This is a genomic window from Allorhizocola rhizosphaerae (genome assembly GCF_003426775.1).
In the GTDB taxonomy this organism is placed as follows: domain Bacteria; phylum Actinomycetota; class Actinomycetes; order Mycobacteriales; family Micromonosporaceae; genus Allorhizocola; species Allorhizocola rhizosphaerae.
Genome location: NZ_QJUG01000193.1, coordinates 1 through 16,268 on the forward strand (window position 1 = coordinate 1; position 16,268 = coordinate 16,268).

At 69.2% G+C, this 16,268-nt stretch carries 16 protein-coding genes and 1 pseudogene; 12 read left to right on the forward strand and 5 right to left on the reverse strand.

Annotation, left to right across the window (positions count from 1 at the left end):
• The 4 genes and pseudogenes from DM816_RS31385 to DM816_RS31400 all read left to right on the forward strand — a co-directional run.
• A pseudogene (locus tag DM816_RS31385) lies at positions 1-605 on the forward strand (hypothetical protein); the annotation flags it as partial.
• Between the two features lie 70 nt (positions 606-675).
• Positions 676-1,470 (forward strand): DUF3152 domain-containing protein, encoded by a 795-nt coding sequence (locus DM816_RS31390; protein ID WP_246002466.1) that lies wholly within the window; start codon positions 676-678, stop codon positions 1,468-1,470.
• A 242-nt stretch (positions 1,471-1,712) separates the two neighbouring features.
• On the forward strand, positions 1,713-2,894 hold the full coding sequence (gene moeZ / locus DM816_RS31395) for an adenylyltransferase/sulfurtransferase MoeZ (protein WP_117213997.1): 1,182 nt from the start codon (positions 1,713-1,715) through the stop codon (positions 2,892-2,894).
• A 199-nt stretch (positions 2,895-3,093) separates the two neighbouring features.
• Positions 3,094-3,870 carry a prenyltransferase/squalene oxidase repeat-containing protein gene (locus DM816_RS31400; protein ID WP_170318896.1) on the forward strand — a complete coding sequence of 259 codons (777 nt, stop codon included), beginning with the start codon at positions 3,094-3,096 and terminating at the stop codon, positions 3,868-3,870.
• Positions 3,871-3,954: 84 nt separating this feature from the next.
• On the opposite strand, the gene DM816_RS31405 is transcribed toward DM816_RS31400, so the two are convergent.
• Complete coding sequence (locus tag DM816_RS31405; protein ID WP_117213998.1) at positions 3,955-5,181, reverse strand: glutamate-5-semialdehyde dehydrogenase; 1,227 nt, start codon at positions 5,179-5,181, stop codon at positions 3,955-3,957.
• On the reverse strand, positions 5,178-6,275 hold the full coding sequence (proB, locus tag DM816_RS31410) for a glutamate 5-kinase (protein ID WP_117213999.1): 1,098 nt from the start codon (positions 6,273-6,275) through the stop codon (positions 5,178-5,180). Before proB ends, DM816_RS31405 begins: the two co-directional genes overlap by 4 nt.
• 36 nt (positions 6,276-6,311) lie before the next feature.
• On the opposite strand from proB, the gene DM816_RS31415 reads away from it, so the two are divergent.
• Positions 6,312-6,620 carry an MGMT family protein gene (locus DM816_RS31415; RefSeq protein WP_117214000.1) on the forward strand — a complete coding sequence of 103 codons (309 nt, stop codon included), beginning with the start codon at positions 6,312-6,314 and terminating at the stop codon, positions 6,618-6,620.
• Complete coding sequence (locus DM816_RS31420) at positions 6,605-7,756, forward strand: helix-turn-helix domain-containing protein (RefSeq protein WP_162908033.1); 1,152 nt, start codon at positions 6,605-6,607, stop codon at positions 7,754-7,756. The genes DM816_RS31415 and DM816_RS31420 overlap by 16 nt, the downstream gene beginning before the upstream one ends.
• A 194-nt stretch (positions 7,757-7,950) precedes the next feature.
• On the opposite strand, the gene DM816_RS31425 is transcribed toward DM816_RS31420, so the two are convergent.
• From DM816_RS31425 to DM816_RS31435, 3 genes are all read right to left on the reverse strand, one after another.
• Positions 7,951-8,946: an LPXTG cell wall anchor domain-containing protein gene (locus tag DM816_RS31425; RefSeq protein WP_162908034.1), complete on the reverse strand. Its 996-nt coding sequence runs from the start codon at positions 8,944-8,946 to the stop codon at positions 7,951-7,953.
• Positions 8,947-9,081: 135 nt separating this feature from the next.
• On the reverse strand, positions 9,082-10,053 hold the full coding sequence (locus tag DM816_RS31430) for a tetratricopeptide repeat protein (protein WP_117214003.1): 972 nt from the start codon (positions 10,051-10,053) through the stop codon (positions 9,082-9,084).
• Positions 10,054-10,095: 42 nt separating this feature from the next.
• Entirely contained in the window at positions 10,096-11,541 is a 1,446-nt protein-coding gene (locus DM816_RS31435) for a gamma-glutamyltransferase (RefSeq protein WP_117214004.1), read from the reverse strand.
• A 28-nt stretch (positions 11,542-11,569) separates the two neighbouring features.
• On the opposite strand from DM816_RS31435, the gene DM816_RS31440 reads away from it, so the two are divergent.
• From DM816_RS31440 to DM816_RS31465, 6 genes are all read left to right on the forward strand, one after another.
• On the forward strand, positions 11,570-12,880 hold the full coding sequence (locus DM816_RS31440; protein WP_117214005.1) for an MFS transporter: 1,311 nt from the start codon (positions 11,570-11,572) through the stop codon (positions 12,878-12,880).
• Positions 12,877-13,386, forward strand: coding sequence for an NADH-quinone oxidoreductase subunit B (locus DM816_RS31445; RefSeq protein ID WP_117214006.1), 510 nt, complete (start codon positions 12,877-12,879; stop codon positions 13,384-13,386). Before DM816_RS31440 ends, DM816_RS31445 begins: the two co-directional genes overlap by 4 nt.
• The gene (locus DM816_RS31450; RefSeq protein ID WP_117214007.1) at positions 13,386-13,868 is read left to right on the forward strand and encodes an NADH-quinone oxidoreductase subunit C; all 483 of its coding nucleotides are present in this window, start codon (positions 13,386-13,388) and stop codon (positions 13,866-13,868) included. The genes DM816_RS31445 and DM816_RS31450 overlap by 1 nt, the downstream gene beginning before the upstream one ends.
• Positions 13,865-14,236 carry a hypothetical protein gene (locus DM816_RS31455; protein WP_162908035.1) on the forward strand — a complete coding sequence of 124 codons (372 nt, stop codon included), beginning with the start codon at positions 13,865-13,867 and terminating at the stop codon, positions 14,234-14,236. Before DM816_RS31450 ends, DM816_RS31455 begins: the two co-directional genes overlap by 4 nt.
• Before the next feature lie 177 nt (positions 14,237-14,413).
• Entirely contained in the window at positions 14,414-15,376 is a 963-nt protein-coding gene (locus DM816_RS31460; protein ID WP_117214009.1) for a complex I subunit 1/NuoH family protein, read from the forward strand.
• A gap of 169 nt (positions 15,377-15,545) precedes the next feature.
• The coding region (locus DM816_RS31465) for a hypothetical protein (RefSeq protein ID WP_211588942.1) at positions 15,546-16,268 on the forward strand (723 nt) is incomplete at its 3' end.

Consider the following 16,268-nt stretch of genomic DNA (forward strand, 5'->3'; position numbering starts at 1 on the left):
CGCAGCAGACGCCGAGCGTCGGGACGCAGGCGCCGCGCGAGGGCAGGCGGCGGCACCCGGTCAGCGTGCCGAGGCGGCAACCCTCGGAGATCCGGCCGGTCGATCGGCCCACCCCCACCTGGCGCTCGACCGCCGACGCCGAGCATCCGGCGGGCGCCACCCCGCCGCCGCTGCACACCGAGCACGAGCAGGGGCCGCGGGCGATCATCGAGCATGTCCAGACCAGCACGTTCGGCCTCGACGCGACCGTGGAGGTGCGCCTGGTCAGCGGGGACAGGCAGGCCTCCGGCGTGGCGAGCGGGCCCGCGGTCGACGCCTATGTGCTGCGGCTGTGCGCGGCCGCGACGGCCGCCGCGATCGACGACCTGCTGCGCGACGGCACGAGCACGGGTGAGAGCGGGCGGTGCTACGTGGAGCACGCGGCGATCGTGCCCATGGGCAGCTGCGATGTGGCCGTGGTCGTGGTGCTGCTGGTGTGTGGTGGCTGGGTGGAGCAGCTCGCGGGCTCCGCGCTGGTGTCGGGTGACCCGCGCCGCGCGGTCGTGCGGGCCACGCTCGGCGCGGTGAACCGCCGGTTAGCGGCCCTGTTACCGGGCGACGAGTAGTTGTTAGCCCGTTAGGGCGAGCGGCGGGAGCACGCGGATATCCGATGCCAAATGTGGATATTCTGGCGTGGTGGGCTGCCCTGCTCGCACACGGGCCGAAGCCCGGCGCCGAGCGCTCGCCCGGCGGCGGCAGGATCGCTGGGGCGTGCTGGCGCTGCTGGCGGTGGTGGTGCTGGTGGCGCTGGGTCTGATGCGAAACAGCGGCGATGGCCAGGTGCGGCCGTATTCGCTGCCATCCGGTTCCCTGGTCGCCGCCTCGCCCACGCATGAAGCACTCGCGGCACGCTTGCCCGACGATGACACGCGTTACCCGAAGTCGGGGCCGGGCACGCTCGTCCATGCCAGTGGCACCGGTCCGGTCGTCGGCACCGCCGGTCCGGTCAAGCGGTTCCGGCTCGGCGTGGAGTCCAATGTGGTCGGTCAACTCGCCGAGTTCACGGCGACCGTCGAGCGCACGCTGGCAGATTCGCGCAGCTGGATCGCTTCGAAAGAGCAAAGATTTCAGCGGGTACCGGCGGAGGCGCCCGCCGAGTTCACGGTCGCCCTCGTGACGCGGCAGACGGCCTACCGCATGTGTGCGACGGGTGGCCTGGACATCCGGGTCGACGGCGTGCCCTACACCTCGTGCCAGGTTTCCGGGCGGGTGGTGATCAACCTCGATCGGTGGCGCGAATCGGTGCCAGACTATGTGGACAGCGGGGCCTCGCTGGAGACCTATCGGCAATACGTGATCAATCACGAGGTCGGGCACGTGCTCGGCCGCCCGCACGAGTCATGCCCGGGGAAGGGTCGCCTCGCACCCGTCATGCAACAGCAGACGCTCGGCCTCAACGGTTGTCGCCCGAACCCGCATCCATTCCCGTAATTTCCGCAGCGGCGGGTCTCGGACCGCTGCGTGGCCGAGTCCAACCGCGCAAGATCGCGGCTTCGCCTGAACGGAGTTTGTCTGTGGTTCCCACGGCGGCGGGTCTCGGACCGCGGCGTGGCCGAGTTCAACCGCGCATGAGCACGGCTTCGCCTCAAGGGAGTTTATTCCGGGACGACGCAGTGAGAGATGTGACACGGGCCGGGTCGCGATAACCTACCCGGGCGAGGGACAATGTGACCATGTCGCTGCCGCCGCTCGTAGAGCCAGCCGAATCGCTGTCGGTGGATGAGGTCCGCCGCTACAGCCGTCACCTGATCATCCCCGATGTCGGTGTCACGGGCCAGAAGAGGCTCAAAAACGCCAAGGTGCTCTGTGTGGGCGCGGGCGGCCTCGGCTCACCGGCGTTGATGTATTTGGCGGCGGCCGGGGTCGGTACCCTCGGAATCGTTGAATTTGATGTTGTTGACGAGTCCAACCTGCAGCGTCAGATCATCCACGGCCAGTCCGACGTCGGCCGGCCCAAGGCCGAGTCCGCCGCCGCGTCGATCCGCGAGATCAACCCTTACGTCAATGTGGTCATCCACAACACCGCGCTGGATCGCGACAACGTCAAGGAGATCTTCGCGCAGTACGACCTGATCGTCGACGGCACGGACAACTTCGCCACGCGCTATCTGGTCAACGACGCCGCAGTGCTGCTGGGCAAGCCGTATGTGTGGGGCTCGATCTACCGGTTCGACGGGCAGGCCAGCGTCTTCTGGGCCGAGCACGGGCCGTGCTACCGCTGCCTCTACCCGGAGCCCCCGCCGCCCGGCATGGTCCCGAGCTGCGCCGAGGGCGGCGTGCTCGGCGTGCTGTGCGCGTCGATCGGCTCGATTCAGGTGACCGAGGCCATCAAGCTGCTGGCCGGGGTGGGCGAGCCGCTGGTCGGGTCGCTGATGGTCTACGACGCGCTGGAGATGACCTACCGCAAGATCAAGGTGCGCAAGGACCCCAACTGCGCGCTGTGCGGAGAAAACCCGACGGTCACCGATCTGCTGGAGGACTACGAGGACTTCTGCGGCAACGTGTCCACCGAGGCGGCCGACGCCGTGGTCGGGTCCACCATCACGGCGCGCGAGCTGAAGGACTGGCAAGACGCGGGCAAGGACGTGTTCGTGGTCGACGTGCGCGAGCCTGCCGAGTTCGAGATCGTGCGCATCCCCGGCAGCGTGCTGATCCCCAAGGGCGACATCCTTTCCGGTGAGGCGCTTTCGCGCATGCCACAGGACAAGCAGATAGTGCTGCACTGCAAGTCCGGTGTGCGCAGCGCCGAGGCCTTGGCGGCGCTCAAGTCCGCCGGCTTCAAGGACGCGGTGCACGTGCAGGGCGGCGTGCTCGCCTGGATCAAGACGGTCGATCCCTCACTGCCCGCCTACTGAGATTTCGGGCCCGCCACGCCGAGCGTGGTGGGCCCGTCGCTTAGCCGGCGAAGCCGTTGAAACTCTTGGCGAACCGGTGGCCCGACCGGTGGCAGCAGGACAGTCAACAGGTGTTGTCCGCCAGGCTCATTCGTTCGGCAGTTGACCTTGACCGACCTGATGAGGTAGGTACCCCAACCTTTCCGTAGGCTCTGCAACCGTGGTGGACATGGACGCGGCTATCGGGTTTGTGGTGGCAAAGGGAGACGCCGTCGACCGGGCTCGTCTTTCCTACCTGCGGATGGGCACGATGGCGGGCGAGGACATACTTGTCGCGACCGAGGCCGGGCAGACCCTCGCCGGCGGGTGGCCCGCGTTCTACAGCGGGCGTGTGCCATCCGTTGACGCCACGTGTTTCCGGCTCGCCCAGTTGGACGATCTCGGCGCGATCGGCAGGCGCCCGGCGCGCAGCGCGCTGCACTGGCTGGCCTCACGGCAACGGTCCGACGGCACCTGGCAGGAGGACGAGACGCTCGCGGCGGAGGCGCCACCGTGGGCCCAGCCCGGCGATCCCGAGGCCACGCTTTATCTGACGGCCAACGCCGGATTCTGGCTCGCGATCGCCGGCGACTACCAGGACAGGGTGGCGCGGGCGGCGTCGGTGATCCAGGAAAGCCTCTCACCGGACGGGACCTGGCCGTCATATCTGGTGACCGGCTGGCTCGGGGCGGCCGTGCTGTTCAAGAGCGAGATGTTCTACGAGGCGGCCCGGATGCAGGTGGTGCTCACCGACCGCCTGCCGGACATGTCCGCGAGCGACGCCGCATGGCTGGCCTCGGCGCTGCGGCGGGCGGGCGTCTCGGAAACCGACTGGACCCTCATCGCGGCCCGGCGCCGCCTGGCCGAGACCCAGCGTTCCGACGGCGGCTGGACCTCAGACGACGGTGAGGCCTTCGATGTCAACGTGACGCTGCAGGCCATCCGCGCCTGCCGCTGACACGATGGTGAGGCCTTCGAGGTCAATGTGACGCTGCAGGCCATCCGCGTCTGTCGCTGACACGATGGTGAGGCGCGGCAATGCTCAGCCGCGGATCTGGCCATTTCCCGTGATGACGTATTTGGTCGAGGTCAGTTCCGGCAGGCCCATCGGTCCGCGAGCGTGGAGCTTCTGGGTCGAGATGCCGATCTCGGCGCCGTAGCCGAGCTCGCCGCCGTCGACGAAGCGGGTGGAGGCGTTGACGAGGACGGCGGCGGCGTCAACGGCGGCGGTGAAGGTTTGGGCGGCTTGAAGGGAGCCGGTGACGATGGCCTCGGAGTGGCCGGAGCCGTAGCGGCGGATGTGCTCGACGGCGGCGTCGAGCGAGGGCGCGATGGCCACGGAGATGTCGAGGCTGAGGTATTCGGTGCCCCAGTCGTCTTCGGTGGCCGGGACGACGGCGGGGTCATAGGCGCAAATCGCGGGGGAGCCGTGGACGGTCACGCCGGCGTCGGCGAGGGCATCGAGCGCGCGGGGGAGGAACGCGTCGGCGACGGACGCGTGCACGAGCAGGGACTCGGCGGCGTTGCAGACCGACGGGCGCTGCACCTTGGCGTTCAACAGGATGTCCAGGGCCATGTCGAGGTCGGCGGTCTCGTCGACGTAGATGTGGCAGTTGCCCACACCGGTCTCGATGACCGGCACCGAGGACTCCTCCACCACGGTGCGGATGAGGGACGCGCCGCCGCGCGGGATCAGCACATCGACCTGGCCGCGCGCCCGCATGAGCTCCTTGACACTGTCGCGTGTGGACGAATCGACCAGCTGGATGGCGTCGGCGGGCAGGCCGGTCTTGGCGACGGCCTCGCGCAGCACCTCGACGATCGCGGCGTTGGAGTGGGCAGCGGAGCCCGAACCGCGCAACAGCACGGCGTTGCCGGACTTGAGCGTGAGCCCGGCCGCGTCGGCGGTCACGTTGGGGCGTGCCTCGTAGATGATGCCCACGACGCCGAACGGGACACGGATCTGCCTGACCTGCAAGCCATTGGGCAGCGTGCTGCCGCGCACGACCTCACCGACCGGATCGGGCAGCGCCGCGATTTGCCGCAGGCCCTCGGCCATGCCACGCACCCGCGACTCGTTGAGGGTGAGCCGGTCGACGATCGTGCCCTTCTCGGTGAAGTCGGCGATGTCGGACTCGTTGGCCTTGAGGATCTGCGGGGTGCCGGCGATGAGAGCGTCGGCCATGGCCAGCAGCGCGGCGTCTTTTTGCGCCCGTGAGGCCGTGGCAAGGGTGATGGAGGCCGCGCGTGCCTTCTCATAGATGGTCATAGCAGTACCAAATCGTCGCGGTGGATGACTTCTCGCTCATAGGCCGGCCCCAGCGCCGCGGCCAGCTCGGCGGTGGACCGCCCGAGGAGCGTGGGGATTTCGAGCGCGTCGTAGTTGACCAGCCCGCGCGCCACGGCGCGCCCGTCGGCGCCGACCAGATCGACCGGATCGCCGGCCGTGAACGCCCCGTTGACCTGCGTGATGCCGGCCGGCAGCAGCGACGCGCGCCGCGTCACGACGGCGTGCACGGCTCCCTCGTCGAGGTGCAGCTGCCCACGGGGGACGGTCGCGTGGGCGAGCCAGTGCAGCCGGGCCGCGCCCCGGTCGCCGGCGGCGAAAAGCGTGCCCACATCGGCTCCGGTGAGCGCCTGCGCGGCCAGCGGCGCGGAGGTCAACACGACGGGAATGCCCGCGCCGGTGGCGATGCGGGCCGCCTCGACCTTGGTCACCATCCCGCCGGTGCCGACGCCCGCCTTGCCCGTGCCGCCGATCTTCACCGTTTCGAGCGCGGCGAAGTCTTGGACCAGCGCCACGCGCCGGGACGCCGGCAGCGCCGGGTCGCCCGTGTAGAGCGCGTCCACATCGGACAGCAGCACCAGCAGGTCGGCCTCGACGAGCGCCGCGACGAGCGCGGCCAGCCGGTCGTTGTCGCCGAAGCGGATCTCCTCGGTGGCGACCGTGTCGTTCTCGTTGATGATCGGGACCGTGCCGAGGTCGAGCAGCTTGCGCAGCGTCCGGTGGGCATTGCGGTAGTGCGCGCGCCGGGTCACGTCGTCGACGGTGAGCAGGACCTGCCCCACGACCCGCCCGTGCCGGCCGAACTCCTCGGTGTAGGCGTGCATCAGGCGCCCCTGCCCCACACTGGCCGCCGCCTGCTGGGTGGCGAGATCGCGCGGTCGGCGCTTCAGGCCCAGCGGGGCCAGCCCGGCCGCGATCGCTCCGCTCGACACCACAACGATCTCGGCAGGGGACGCGGCGAGGGCGGTGACGAGGGCGGACAGGCGAGCGGGATCGAGCCCGCCCTGGGCGGTCGTCAGCGATGACGACCCCACCTTCACGACGATGCGCTTCGCGCCTGCCACTTCCAACCGCACCGCACTAGGTTAGCCGGACCGCATTAAGTTGTTCGAATGACTTCCGACGAGTACGTGGAAGAGGTTCTCAGTCTCGTTGAGCGGATTCCGCCCGGCCGGGTGATGTCGTACGGTGCCATCGCGGAGTACCTATATGACATCTCGGGCCGTGGCTCGGCGCGCCTGGTCGGCACGATCATGGCGCGGCACGGCGGGGCCGTCCCGTGGCACAGGGTGGTCAACAGCGCGGGCCGCCTGCCACCGGGGCACGAGGCGAAGGCCGCGGCGCTGCTGCGGGCGGAGGGCGTGGAGCTCAAGGGAGATCGCGTGAAGATGGACAAGGCGGCGTGGTGGCCGGATCACTGACCGGAGCCGGTTCACTGGAGCAGCTCGGCGACCGCATCCGGCTGCTGCGCCAGGAGCGCGGGCTGAGCCAGCACGCCCTGGGCGGGCCGGCCATCCCGAGCGCGCTGATCTCGCGCATCGAGTCGGGCCAGGCGACGCCCTCGCCCGAGGCGTTGCGCCATCTCGCCGATCGGCTGGGCCTTCCCGAGACGCTCGCGGCCGCTGTCGAGGCGCCCGCGACCGCGCAGGAAGATCTGGAGCGGATCGCCGCGGACGCCCAAGCGTTCGGGCTCACCGATATCTGGCGGCGCGCCCATCGCCGGCTCGGCCAGCTCGCCGCCCAGCGGGGCGATTTCGGCGCTGCGCTCATGCACTTCGAGCACGCCGGTGACGTGTGCCGGCGCGTGGCGTGCCTGGCCCTGGCGGGCGACCCGGTGAGCGCTGTCGCGCTCGGTGAGGCCGCGCTCGGCTCCAGCGACCGGACCGATCACGCGGCCCTGGCGCGCGTCTATGCCGCGCTTGCCGTCCCCTATGGACAGATCGGCGCGTTCGGCCGTGGCGCGGCAGCGGCCCAGCAGGCGCTCGCGTTTTCCGCGCGTTCGGCCGACCCGGAGCTGCTCGCGCTCGTCCACCGCGCGGCCGCCCACTCTTACCTCGATCGCCGCCGCTTCGACGATGCCCTGTTCCACGCCGGTGAGGCCCTGCGGCTGCTGCCGGACCACCCGCTCGACGCGGGGCTGTCACGCCTGGCGAAGGCCATCGCGCTCAAGGGCGCGCAGCGCCTGCCCGAGGCCGCCGACGAACTGACCGCCGCGATCGACGTGTTCACCGCTGCCAGCGCTTCGTTCCACCTGGCCCGCGCGCAGGCCATGCTGACCGGTGTCCGCCTGGAGCAGGGCGACGCCGTCGAGGTCGACCTGGCGAGCTGTGATCCCTGGACATCGGGATACCTGCACCGCATAGCGGCCCTGGCCACCGAGGACCCCGCCGAGGCCGAGCCGCTCCTGCGCACATCGATCGAGATCTTCAGCCGGTGGGGCGGCGCGATGGACATGCTGGAGTCCTCCCGCGAGCTCGGCCGGCTGCTGACCCGCCTCGGGCGGCTGACCGAGGCCGTAGAGGTGTACGACCTCGGTCTCCTGCACGTCAGGGGTTAGGCCATGGTGATCTCGAAGCGGATTGCCGACCCCGCTCGCGGCCGGCTCGACGTCGCCCCAGTGGGTCCAGCCCGACTACCGGCGGACGGTGTGCAGCAGCCGGCTCTACCGGCTGGACCAGGTTCGGCAACGTCGACGGGCAGGTCAACTACGCACAGGCCATCCACGAGATCGACTTGGCATCCCGCTCCAGGTCAGGCCTGGTAGGGTCGGCGCCGTCCAAACCAGAGCGCCACGATGCCCGCGGCCAGCAACACGGCACCGGCCCACACGAGCAGCGGGGTCCGCCGGCCGGTCACCGGAAGCGCGCCACCACCGCCGCCACCGGAACAGTTCGCCGGCCTGGCATGCACGTGCGCCGCGACCTCCGCGATGATCTCCGGGCGCTGCTCGCTGCCCGGATCGATGAGATCGAAGACCGCCACCAACTGGCCCGGCTCGGCCGGCACGCTTGTCATGTCGCCGTGTGTCTCGAATTCACGGTAGTAGTTTCTGAAATCGTAGACATGGGCGTACATGGAGGCCTTTGCCGGCGAAATGCCGATCCGGACGCCCTCGCACGAGTCGGTGAACCTGACGGCGCTGACGTGCTCGCAATGTTGGGCCGGGGCGCGGACAAGCGTCCCGAACGGATCGAGGTCGGGACCGTACTTCACATGGATCTTGTCGTCTGCGGACAGTCCGTTGAGGACGAAGAACCGCCGTTCGTAGGTGGGCAGCGCGACGTCCTTGACGATCAGCTCATCGTTGCGGAACAAAGTGAATCCCGACGTCTGCCCGTTCCGGTTCTTCAGCTCCACAATCATGGAGTCGTCTTGGCACTGCGGATGACGCGACAGGTCAACGTATGGCGTTTTACACGTGACCGGAGTCTGGCGGACATGCTCGGCCTGGACAACGACCACCTGGAGGCCGTGAGTCAGCGTTGCCTCCACTGTCTCGCCCTGTTCCACCTCCACCGGATAGTCGGAATCGCCTTCAATCACGATAATCGATTGATGGCCGTCCTTCTTGCCCACCTTGAACGTGTAGCGCTGCTTCGACTCCATCCGCACCTGCACCACGACCGCGTTGCATTTCTCCCTGAACGTGATCGTCGGCGTGTCGGTGGGTTGAGCGGCCGCCGGTACGGCGAGGCCCATCACCATCAACACGACCGCAGCACCAACGGCCGACAGGGCTTTTCGCACCGGGGAAACCTCCTGTCATCTCCAGCAAACCCCGGTGATCTTATGTGGCGTTGAGGCCGGCCGGATCGGCCGAAGGGCTTGGCGCTGTCGCGGTGAGGCCAGATAGCGCCTGCGTCAGCCGAGGATGAGCGCGGCTCACGCCGGGCTCAGAACCGTCGCGCACGCCTGGTCGAAACAGCTGAGGGCCTCCTCGACGCGGGCCTGGCCGGCGAGCTGGCGACCGAGGATGCGGCACGATTCCGCGACCTCGAGCGGCTTGCCCGCGCGGGCATAGGCCTCTGCCGACTGGCGTAGCAGGGTCTCGCCGGTGGGCTGCCCGCAGTCGTTCGCGATCAGCCCGAGCACGCGGGTGGTCAGGCCCACCTCACACTGGTCGGCCGCGCTGTCGTGCGCCCGCTGGGCCAGCCGCTGTGCCTCGTCGAAGCGCATGGCCCGCCGGTGAAGGTCGGCCAGCACGCACATCGCCTCCAGCGAGCCGCACAACTGCAGCGCCCGCTCGGCGTGGTCGATGGCCTCCGCGAGCCGCTGCTGCGTGGCAAGCTCCTCGGCCCGCGTGAGGTGGCACAGCGCGAGCTCGGGCGCGAGGCGCGCGCGGGCCAGCAGCTCGACCGCACGCTCCAGATTGGACACCGCCTCGTCGTGCCTTCCCTTGCGCCGCAACGTGGTCGCGAACTGATGGTACGTGTCGGCCGCGCGCCGGGCGTCGATCGACTCAGCCAGCGCCAGTGCCGAACGCGCCGCCGACCGGCGCCGATCGCTTGTCCAGCAACGAATCCCGGCACAGGAGAGCCAGAAGCACTCGGCACCGAGCTCCTTGAGCGTCGACTCGCACAGGTATCCGGCGTATTCGGGCTCGCCCGCCAGCGCCAGGCACACGGCCCGCCGGGCGATGGCCGGAGTCCGGTCGAGCAGTGGCCTGTCCCGCACGAGCTCCTCGGCCTCGGCGAACACGTGCACGGCCGCCGCCGGGTGGCCCGCGGCCAGCGTCGCCTCCGCGAGGCCGAACCTGCCCCAGAACAGGTTGGCCGTGTCGGCGAACATCCGCCGGGCCGTGGCGATCTTGCCGTCGGCCAACAGCATCCACCCTTGGACCAACTGCTCCCGCATGTACGTATGGTAATCAGTTGATGACCGGTGCGGGATGGCGCCTCAAAGGCCATCCCGCCCGTGCGTTGCTTCGCCCGCGACGGTGCTGCAGCCGTGCCCGTCCCGGCGGGGATCGCCCGCGCAGCCCGCGAGCCCGACCGCCGACACGCCACCGAAGTAGTGGTTGGTGTCGGGCCAGCGGTTCACGTCGAATCCCGCCTCGCGCATGGCGTCGGCCTGATCCTCCGGGAGGTGCGGTTCAATGTGGACCACGCTGTCGGCCGGGTGCAGCCGGGGTGCGGCCACCGCCTCGGGCACGGTCATGCCCTCCACGAGCACGCCCACGACCGTGCGCATCAGGGCCGACCGGATGCGCGACGCACCGGCCGAGCCGACCGCGAGCACCAGCGTGCCTTGCTCGGACACCGCGACCAGCGGGCACATCATGGAACCTATGCGATTGCCCGGGGCCGACGAGCCCACGTTCAGCTCGCCCTCGCCGAGCATGGAGTTCAGATGCACGCCATAGCCGGGCAGCCACAGCCCTGCCCCGAGCCCGAGCGTCGTGGTGACCACGCATGCGTTGCCCTGCTCGTCGACGGCCGTGACGTTGGTCGTGTCGCCGAGCCCGTCGCGTGCGCCGCCGGAGAGCAGTTTGGCCATGCACACCGCCCGCTCCCGGGGCGACATGGTCACGATCTCGGCGGGCAGGCCGCGCAGTGTGGCCATGGTCTGATTGAGGTCGCGGCGGCCCAGCACGGTCACGCCCGCGATCTCGGCGCGCTCGACCGGCAGCTCGCGCACGCTGTAGGCGGCCAGATCCGCGGGGCCGAGGTTGCCGCCGTCCGCCCGGACCGCCTTGACCATCAGCTGGCCGAGCGTGCCGGTGTAGAAGGCATCCGGGCCGTGCTCGCCCAGCAGGGCGAACGCGTCCTCCAGGCCGGGATGGTGCAGCCGGTCGCCGCCGCCCAGCAGGACGCCACCCGGCGCGTATGCCGGGCCGCCCTGGTCCAGCAGCATCGCCTCGACGAGCATGGGCAGCGTGCGGGCGTGGGCGTGCGGCATCGGCACGCCGTGCCGGGCGAGGTCAATCGCGGGTGCGACCACGTCGGTCCACGGCAGGCGGCCCCAGCGGGTGTGGATCGCGCCCATGCCGGCGGGCACGCCTGGCACCGCTACGCTCGCCCCGCCGATCTCATACGGCAGCGGCACCTGACCGAATCGGACGGCCACCGGCCGCATCGGGCCGGGCCGCATGTCGCCGTCGATCCCCGGCACCGCGCAGAAGAAGTCCAAACAGGTGACCGTGCCGCTCGCGGCGTCGAAGTGGGTGGCGAACCCGCCGCCGGTCAGGCCCGTGAAGATGGTCTCGGTGACGCACGCGGCCAGCGTCGCGGCGACCGCGGCATCGGCAGCCGTTCCGCCCATGCGTAGTACCCGAACGCCCACTTCTGCGGTGTCCGGATGGCCTGCCGCGACGCCGGGCGTCAGACCTGGGGTAAGTGGCATTAACGTTCCTCCCGTACCATGCGCGGACATGAAACCCCCGTTGCCGGCCCGTGTCCGCGTCGGATACTCCCTGGGCTCTCTGGTCACCGGGGCTTTTGGCACCGTGCCCGGATTGTTGTTGTTGCCCTACCTCACCAACACCATGGGTGTGGCGGCCGGTGCGGCGGGGCTATTGGTTTTCTTGCCCAAAGCATGGGATGTCATGCTTAATCCTTTGGTCGGCCGGATATCAGACCGGACCCAGACAAGATGGGGCGCACGCCGACCATACCTCCTCTTCGCGGGATTGAGCCTCGCGATCCTCTTTACGGGCCTATTCGCGGCGCCGTTTGGGGTGAAGGAGCATTCGGGTCTCTATGTGGCGCTCATGTTCGTGCTGGCCGCGACCGCTTTCGCGTTCTTTCAGGTGCCGTATGTAGCGATGCCCGCCGAGATGACCGATTCCTATTCAGAACGCACCCGGATGATGACCTGGCGGGTGGCCATGCTTGCCACTGCGATTCTGGTATCGGGTGCGGGCGCGCCCTACATCTTGGACAAGGCGGGCGGGGGCGTTTCGGGGCACCGCTGGATGGCCGTCTTCGTGTCCGCGATCATCGTTCTCGGTACCCTCATCGTCTTTTATTTCACCGCAAAAGCGCCCACCGGCGTGATCACGGCGAGCGAGCCGTCGCTTCGCGCTCAGCTCAAAGTTGCCGCCGCCAACCGCCCGTTCCGCCTGCTGGTGGTCTGCTTCGTGGCGCAGGCGACCGGCGTGGCGTGCATGCTGACCGGCGTGCGCTACTTCGCCGTCTACATCCTGGACGACGCGGGCGCGACCACCCTGATGTTCCTGGCCGTCGTCAGCCCGGCCCTGTTCACCACGCCGGTCTGGCGCCGGCTCGGGGAGCGGGTGGGCAAGCTGCGCGGCTACGTCATCGCGTCGATCACGCTGACCGTGGCCACGTTCGCGCTCACGGCGTCGCCCCTGCTTCCGCAGCCGCTGATCTACGCGATCATCGCGGTGATGGGCTTCGGCTATGCGGGGCAGCAGCTGTTCGGGCTGGCCATGCTGCCCGACTGCATCGCGTACGACACGGAGCGCACCGGCAAGCGGCAGGCGGGCGTGTTCACGGGCGTGTGGACCGCGGGCGAGACGCTGGGCCTGGCGCTCGGCCCGACGATCTACGGCACGGTCCTGTCGCTGTTCGAGTATGTGCCGACCAACACCGGTCAGTTCCTGCCGCAGACGACGCTCGCGCAGGCCGGGGTGCTGCTCGGATTCACACTGGTCCCGGCCGTGATCGTCGGCGTCGCGCTTGTGCTGCTTCGCGGATACGACCTACGCTCGGCGGTATGAACGTTCTTGGCGACCCGATCAAGTTCGTCTTGAACTGGGGTCGGCGCTATTCGCTGTGGGTTTTCAACTTCGGGTTGGCCTGCTGCGCCATCGAGTTCATCGCCACGAGCATGGGCCGCCACGACTTCATCCGGTTCGGTGTCATCCCGTTCGCGCACGGGCCGAGGCAGGCCGACCTGATGGTGGTTTCCGGCACGGTGACCGACAAGATGGCCCCGGCCATCAAGCGCCTCTACGACCAGATGCCGGAGCCCAAATACGTCATCTCGTTCGGCGCGTGCAGCAACTGCGGCGGGCCCTACTGGGACTCCTACTCGGTGACCAAGGGCGTCGACCAGCTGATCCCTGTCGATGTCTATGTGCCCGGTTGCCCGCCCCGCCCGGAGGCGCTGCTGCACGGCATCCTGCGCCTGCAGGAGAAGATCGCGGGTGAGGAGTCGGGCCTGGGCGGAGTTTCGCGTCCGGATCCGGCGCGCCTTACGGCCCCATTGGTGGGGGCTCCGTAATGGGTGAGCACGAGGTCGTCGATGTCGAGCCGGGTGAATGGGTTGACACCGTGCGCAAGGCGCGCGACGAGTGGGAGTGCGACTTCTTCGACTGGCTGTCCGCTGTGGACGAGCTGGAGCAGGGTTTCCGGGTCGTGACGCATGTCTGGTCAACGCGCCGGCGCAAGGGCTATCTGCTGCGCACGCTCGTGACCGACTCGATCGACTCCATTGTGGACGTCTATCCGGGCGCGGCCTGGCACGAGCGTGAGACGCACGAGATGTTCGGCATCGGGTTCCCGGGGCCGCTCGAACCGCTGCTGCTGCCGCCCGAGTTCGAGGGGCACCCGCTGCGCAAGAGCTTCGTGCTCGCCAGCCGCGTCGCCAAGGCGTGGCCCGGGGCCAAGGAGCCCGGCGAGTCGCACGACGCGGCCGCGCCGAAACGCCAGGCCATCCGTCCGCCCGGCGTGCCCGCCCCCGGCGAGTGGGGTCCCGCCGAGTGAGATATCGGTGGGGCTCGAAGCGCCTGACGTACCTGTCTTGCGCGGCCATGCTGCTGTGGATCGTCCTGGTGAGCGTGCTGATCGCGCGGGAGCCCGAGCCAGGCGAGCCCGACCCCGACGCCCTGGCTGCGGCCTTCAGCCGGGCAATGTCCAACAACGACACCGACGCGGTGGCGCGTCTGGTCGCCGGTTCACCGGAGCCGCAAGACATCGAAGACCTCCTGCGTGAGGTGCGCTGCGGTGTGGAGGCCGGGGCGGTGGGGCGGTACCTCGTCATCGTGCGCGGTGGAGTCGAGTGCGGCCGGGTGCCCATCGCCGACCACGACGGAAGATGGTTCATCGAGCCGCAGTACTTCGTGCCCGCTTGATCCTTGTGACCCCTGGAGCCGGGAAAGCGCTTTGTCCGACCGCAGACGTGACAACGATCAGGTCCAACCCTGGGCGTGACAATGATCAAGGCATGCGGCGGAACGGGTGGAGCGCGGCCGGAAGTGGCGCCGGACGAGCCGTAGGCAGATCCGATAGTTAACAATTAGGCTCAGGCCATGCAATGGCTGGAGCTGGTCCTGCGGGTGGCCGCAGTGACCGTGGCGTTCCTGGTGCTGCCCCTGCTGGTCGGGCAGACCGAGCACAAGGTCATGGCGCACATGCAAGCCCGGCTGGGCCCGATGTATGCGGGGGCCTTCCACGGGTGGGCCCAGCTCATCGCCGATGGCGTGAAGTTCGCGCAGAAGGAGGACATCACCCCCCGCGCGGCGGATGGCCCGGTGTTCAAGCTCGCGCCCGCTGTGGCGCTCATTCCGTACCTGCTGGCATTGATTGTCATCCCGCTGGGACCGGGGGACAATCTCGTGGGCATGGACCTCGACGTCGGGCTGTTCTTTGTGCTCGCGATCGTCGGCGTGGGCGTGGTGGCCGTGCTCATGGCCGCGTGGGCGTCGGCCAACAAATACTCGCTGCTGGGCGGGCTGCGAGCGGCGGCACAGCTGATGGGCTACGAGCTGCCGTTCGTGCTCGCGGCGGCGAGCGTGGCGATGGCCGCGGGCACGCTGAGCCTGTCCGGCATCGTGGCGGCGTGGGAGCCGTGGTGGCTGCTGTGGCAGCTGCCCGCGGCCGTGGTGTTCTTCATTTCCGGGCTGGCCGAGATCCGGCGGCCCCCGTTCGACATGCCCATCGCCGATTCCGAGCTCGTGTTCGGTTACCTGACCGAATACACGGGACTGCGGTTCGCGTTCTTCCTGCTGGCCGAATATGTGGGCATCGTCGTCATCTCGGCGCTGACCGCGACCCTGTTCCTGGGCGGCTGGCATGGGCCGATGCCCGAGACGCTGGGCTGGCTGTGGATGCTGCTCAAGACCGGCGCGGTGGCCTTCCTGGTGATCTGGTTCCGGGTGGCGTGGCCCCGGCTGCGCGAGGATCAGCTGCAGCGGCTGTGCTGGCTGGTGCTCGTGCCGGTCGCGCTGGCCCAACTGGTGCTCACGGCGGGAGTGCGCGTAGCACTTGCGTAGGTCGTGTCCAATGTAGAGTGTGCTGCGGGGTAAGGGTGCATCAGACGAAGCCGTGCTTCTGCGCGGGTGGCGGCGGCCGCGCAGCGAAGCGGGGCTCCGCGCTGACAGCCGCCCCTTGCACAGCGGGGCAAGGTCCGCCGGTGCTGGTCCGCGGCCACCCGCTGCGAAATTGAGGCGTGGCTGCTACGCGTTGTTGACGGCGCTGCTGTGCGTGGTGCTCCTCGATCCATGGCTTCAGGCCGCGTGGGCCAAGATGCTGAAAAACGGGCTCCTGCTTGAGCTTCTGGTATTCGTTCTTGTGATTTGGAGGTACCGCCCAGCGGCGCACGATTATGCGTTGGGTGCGGTGGCGCTCGTCGTCGTCCTCAGTGGACTGTTGGGCTTGGTTCCGGCAGTCGTGATCGGACAGGCGTTGTGGGTGTATCTGCGCGGAGCCGTTGTGCTGTACGCGATCCTGGCCCTTCGCCCGTCCGAGCGCTGGATCCGGGCCGTGCTGTGGACGGCTGGAGTGTGGGTGGGCCTCAACTGCGTGGTGGCGCTCGCACAGGTGCTCTTCGGCTGGGTCGAAATCCATCGCGCCCAAGGGTTTTACGAACACCCCAACGATCTGGGCCACCTGTGCGGGCTGGCCCTGCTCGGGACGCTCGTGTGGAAGCATCGCTTTCGGTGGGCTGCCGCCGCGCTGTTTGCGGCCGGGCTGGCCGCCACGCAGTCGCGCGAGTCGCTGCTGGGCGTGATGGCCGGAGCGGTCGTGATCGCGCTGCATCGGCGCGTGCCCGTGCGCAGGCTGGCCGCCGGGCTGGGGGCCCTGCTCGCGCTGGCGGCCGTGCCGGTCGTGGTCCTGCCGGACGTCCGGACCGAGGTGGCGCGCCGGTTCTGGGGGGTCGTGGAC

Coding starts and splice junctions, on each gene's coding strand:
- moeZ (WP_117213997.1), top strand. CDS start 1,713: ATGTCGCTGCCGCCGCTCGTAGAGCCAGCCGAATCGCTGTCGGTGGAT.
- DM816_RS31405 (WP_117213998.1), bottom strand. CDS start 5,181: ATGACCATCTATGAGAAGGCACGCGCGGCCTCCATCACCCTTGCCACG.
- DM816_RS31445 (WP_117214006.1), top strand. CDS start 12,877: ATGAACGTTCTTGGCGACCCGATCAAGTTCGTCTTGAACTGGGGTCGG.
- DM816_RS31460 (WP_117214009.1), top strand. CDS start 14,414: ATGCAATGGCTGGAGCTGGTCCTGCGGGTGGCCGCAGTGACCGTGGCG.
- DM816_RS31440 (WP_117214005.1), top strand. CDS start 11,570: ATGAAACCCCCGTTGCCGGCCCGTGTCCGCGTCGGATACTCCCTGGGC.
- DM816_RS31430 (WP_117214003.1), bottom strand. CDS start 10,053: ATGCGGGAGCAGTTGGTCCAAGGGTGGATGCTGTTGGCCGACGGCAAG.
- DM816_RS31450 (WP_117214007.1), top strand. CDS start 13,386: ATGGGTGAGCACGAGGTCGTCGATGTCGAGCCGGGTGAATGGGTTGAC.
- DM816_RS31415 (WP_117214000.1), top strand. CDS start 6,312: ATGACTTCCGACGAGTACGTGGAAGAGGTTCTCAGTCTCGTTGAGCGG.
- DM816_RS31435 (WP_117214004.1), bottom strand. CDS start 11,541: ATGCCACTTACCCCAGGTCTGACGCCCGGCGTCGCGGCAGGCCATCCG.